The 3,931-nt window shown below is 63.0% G+C and carries 6 protein-coding genes; 1 reads left to right on the forward strand and 5 read right to left on the reverse strand.

The window, feature by feature from the left end:
* Window positions 1-284 (forward strand): integrase core domain-containing protein (locus A4X16_RS13915; RefSeq protein WP_157560184.1); only part of this gene is annotated, 284 nt, incomplete at its 5' end.
* On the opposite strand, the gene A4X16_RS17880 is transcribed toward A4X16_RS13915, so the two are convergent.
* The 5 genes from A4X16_RS17880 to A4X16_RS13935 form a co-directional block, all read right to left on the reverse strand.
* Window positions 192-1,304 (reverse strand): hypothetical protein, encoded by a 1,113-nt coding sequence (locus tag A4X16_RS17880; RefSeq protein ID WP_157560203.1) that lies wholly within the window; start codon window positions 1,302-1,304, stop codon window positions 192-194. The two genes, A4X16_RS13915 and A4X16_RS17880, sit on opposite strands and share 93 nt — an antisense overlap.
* On the reverse strand, window positions 1,297-2,118 hold the full coding sequence (locus tag A4X16_RS13920) for a TnsA-like heteromeric transposase endonuclease subunit (protein ID WP_197429191.1): 822 nt from the start codon (window positions 2,116-2,118) through the stop codon (window positions 1,297-1,299). Before A4X16_RS13920 ends, A4X16_RS17880 begins: the two co-directional genes overlap by 8 nt.
* A 578-nt stretch (window positions 2,119-2,696) precedes the next feature.
* A complete protein-coding gene (locus A4X16_RS13925; RefSeq protein WP_017201940.1) occupies window positions 2,697-2,903 on the reverse strand; it encodes a hypothetical protein in 207 nt (68 codons plus the stop codon).
* A 350-nt stretch (window positions 2,904-3,253) separates the two neighbouring features.
* On the reverse strand, window positions 3,254-3,613 hold the full coding sequence (locus A4X16_RS13930; RefSeq protein WP_231880377.1) for an RNA polymerase sigma factor: 360 nt from the start codon (window positions 3,611-3,613) through the stop codon (window positions 3,254-3,256).
* A 34-nt stretch (window positions 3,614-3,647) separates the two neighbouring features.
* On the reverse strand, window positions 3,648-3,931 hold a 284-nt coding region (locus A4X16_RS13935), incomplete at its 5' end, for an integrase core domain-containing protein (RefSeq protein WP_157560184.1).

Genomic DNA, 3,931 nt, shown 5'->3' on the forward strand with positions numbered 1-3,931 from the left:
CCGACTGGGCCGGCACCCGCACCGGCCTGTCCTACATTCCGCCCGGCTCGCCCTGGCACAACGGGTACGTCGAGTCGTTCAACAGCAGGCTCCGCGACGAGTGCCTGAACATCAACAGCTTCTACTCGCTGCTGCACGCCCAGGTCGTGATCGGCGACTGGAAGACCGAGTACAACCATGACCGCCGGCACTCATCGCTCGGATACCTCGCACCGGTCGACTACGCTCGGCAATGCACCCATCAACTGGAAACCGACGACTCGCACAGCGACCGGACCGAATGAAGGGGGCGGCCCAGGCAACGTGGCTGACCCTGCGAGGGTGGCTGCTCCTGAACCAGGTACGGCTTTGCGACCGATGACAGCCCGGGCGAGCAGGAGCGCATGGTCGAATCCGCCGGGGCTGTCCGCGTGAATCGCCCAAGCGAGCGGTACCCGGCTTGCGACATCGAGAAGCACGGTGAGTGTCGGCCGGAACTCGCTGTTCTCATCCCAGACGAGAACGTCGAGTTTCGTTGAATCGATCTCGCATCGCTCCCCAAGTTGATAGGCAGCCCCGGAGTAGTACTGACGCTTGGGGCTGTTGTCGGTGTTTCGCCGGGTGGTCGCTTTGTCGAAGCTGTAACGGCCGGCAGCCCGCTCGTTGATGTAGCCCTGGAGGGTGCGAGCCTTGATCTCACATAAAGGATCGCCGGGGTAGGTGGTCTCGAGCGCTCGCCTCACCAAGACAGCGCACCGGCGTTTGCTGCTCGTCGACTTGTCCGTCTGACGATCGAGGAATCGATCGATGATCGTCACCAGCCGTGGATCTGCCCGGCTGATGGCGAGTCGCTGCTCGCCCTTGCGATGCATGCGGGCATTCAGTCCGGCTGCACCGCCTTGCTGGTACGTCTTCCACAGGAGGTGAAAGGTGCTGCGCGCTCGCCCAAGTGAAGTGCCTTTTAGCTCGAGCAGCTTCGCGTCAACACGTGCGTTCTGAGTTGTCAGTGCAGGGTCATATTGTGCCCGAGGAGCGGAGGCCAACGGATCCATCGGCTTGCCAGTGAACGCCTCAAGGAGATGGGCTTCCATATCGCATACGTCGGTCGGCCATGCATCCCCGTCCGGCCGAAGAGATACGATGCGATCCCGTTGGGCTGTTCCGGCCTGGAGCAGGAACTCGTCTACGGACATGATCAGGTGTCGATCGGGTGCGCTCTCAGATCGGAGCTTCACCTCTAGGCCAGGGATGATGTGGACCCAGACCCAGCTCTCGCCGTCAATGTCGAAAGTGTCTCCGAGCTTCAGCTTCTTCTCGTCAGACACCGATCGCGTCCGTTCTCTCCCGATGGGCGGTAGTCAGTAGCGTGTTGCTGTTGAAGACCGCCGACAGATCGAGCTCGAGCAGCCTGCGCCAGGCGAGGTTGTCAATCCAAGCGCAAGCAAGAGGTGGGCAATCTGGTGATGCCAGCTCGCATAACTCCCGGCGAGTCTTGCCGAGAGTTGCCGCCTCGAGGATCCGGTCCTTGACGGCAGCAGGCGGCCTGCAGCGGTCATGACGCGACGCCGACAACCATTCGACCACGCGGGTCGCATGAAGGCTGTGGCCGGAAAGCACCTGATATTGCCAGCCGAGCGTTGCCGACACTCGCGCCGTCTCATCGAACTGCAGTTGCGCATACTCGTCGATGAGTTCCTCTGGCCTCACGTCCCGAACGGCATAAGAGCCGTCCGACATCTGCAACAGGAAATCCGGCACATGCCAATGACCGGCCATCGGCGAGCGGACGCCGAACACCACGCCAAACGGCTGCGACCACACCCTTTCGGCCTGTCCGCCATAATCGAGCCACATCAACTCGTCGCGCTCGAACTGAGACTCACACCACACGTGGCTGCGGGTGCGACTCCAGAAGTACTCAGATCCTGTGAAGAAGTGGCTGGCGCCCTTCGATACTCGAACCTTCATGGGGTCGATGACAGACCAATCCAAACGGCCGAGACTTCGGTCGACCGGTGCGAACGAGGTGTTGTTCGCATAGCCAGTCTCCGAACGATGATCACGCGGCACCCAGTGCAGCTCCGACTCTTTCGAGAACCGTCGACGAGCGATCATCCGTGCGATCTCAGCTGGCTTCATCATCACTCCCGGAGGGAGGCGGAGTGCCGGTAGGCACATCTTCGTCGCCTGCGCCCAGGATCAGCCCGGTCGGCTTCGACGGGCTTCCGACACACCGGCGCGGACCGGATATCGTTCGATCTGATCTCGAGTGGCCCGACGTGAAGCGAGAACCGCATCGTTGGTCGCCCGATGTCACTCGGGACTCCACCGGCTTCCGTCGCAAGGTCTAGGCAACGCAAGGCCAGACTTGAACGAACGAGGGGAAAGCTCCCCCACTAGCCTTCGGGTGAACAGTACTCGCCGCCGGCTTCCGGTGAACATTGCCGGCTCCGGCGCTGCGGCAGACATTGAGATGCCGGTCGGCGTTGCCGTCCCGGGCGCTCACGCCTTGGCGTCCGCGGAGACCGTTGCGGACCCCGACCTCGTGAGACTGACCATCCCGCTCCCCCAGTGCAGGACCCGTCCCGCACGAGATGCTCGACGGGAACCTCGTCATCGACAAGGTGAACTACTGACCGCCACCGACGGGGTTCTGGAGGCCCTCGACTTACACAACGAGGGCCTGCACGTGTGCACGTGCAGGCCCTCAGGTTCGATTAGACGCGCTGGCTGATCGTGCCGCCCGGGTTGCGGTTGGCGGTCGATTCGGTGACGAACCGGCCCGACGACGCGGAGCGGTGCACCGTGGTCGAGTTGCTCGTGCCGGAACCGACACGTTCGGTGGTGGTCTTTCCGGGCCAGCGGGCCGCAGCGGCCTTGGAGACGAAACGACCGGTGGATGCAGAGCGACGAACGGTTCCCATGGGAACTCCTTCACTGATTGGTGCCGGGGTGCCATGAGATGGAGCGCCGCTAGTCTGCGGCTGCCAACTCCGGTACAGTCAGTGCTCTGGATGAGACCTGACCTTCTCAGGGCTTGTGAGCCGTCCCGTTACCGCGGGGCGGCTCTTTTCCGTTGTGATCCCGACATCTCGGTATATGTCCGCCGCTGGTCACTTCCCCTCGCGGCCTCTCAACTGCTTCGATTGAGTCTTGCCCGTCATCGATCGCGAGACGAGCGACTGCGCTTTGTTGGCGGAAACGGTTCGGCGTGCCGCCTTCGCGTTCTGGGTCCCGAAGGACGAGCGCTCGATCTTGCCTCGAAATTCACTGCTCATGCGGACTCCCGGTTCTGTCGTACTTGCTGACGTGCGCGCGCGATCGCCGACTCCACCGCTTTCGCGGTCATGCCAAGCTTCTCGCCGATCTCCGCGTGCGTGAAGCCATGCGTCACGTTCAGATAAAAGGCTGAGCGGACACGCTCGTCCTTGATGCTCCCGAATGCACGACGCAGCTCGTCCTTGATGTGCGCCGCCTCGCTCGCGTCGGGAGCAGCCGACGTCGACGGACCCTCCTCGAAGTCGTCGGCCCAGGCCGCTGCGGGCGGCGGAGCCTGCGGCTCCGCATATGAACGCAGCTCTTCTCGACGCCAACGCTTGTAGACGTTGCTGAACTGCAGAAGGCACTGGCCCACGAAGAACGTGCGCAGGGAAGCTGGGCCGCCCCCTTCATTCGGTCCGGTCGCTGTGCGAGTCGTCGGTTTCCAGTTGATGGGTGCATTGCCGAGCGTAGTCGACCGGTGCGAGGTATCCGAGCGATGAGTGCCGGCGGTCATGGTTGTACTCGGTCTTCCAGTCGCCGATCACGACCTGGGCGTGCAGCAGCGAGTAGAAGCTGTTGATGTTCAGGCACTCGTCGCGGAGCCTGCTGTTGAACGACTCGACGTACCCGTTGTGCCAGGGCGAGCCGGGCGGAATGTAGGACAGGCCGGTGCGGGTGCCGGCCCAGTCGG

This window comes from Microbacterium sp. H83, from assembly GCF_001650405.1.
Taxonomy (GTDB): Bacteria; Actinomycetota; Actinomycetes; order Actinomycetales; family Microbacteriaceae; genus Microbacterium.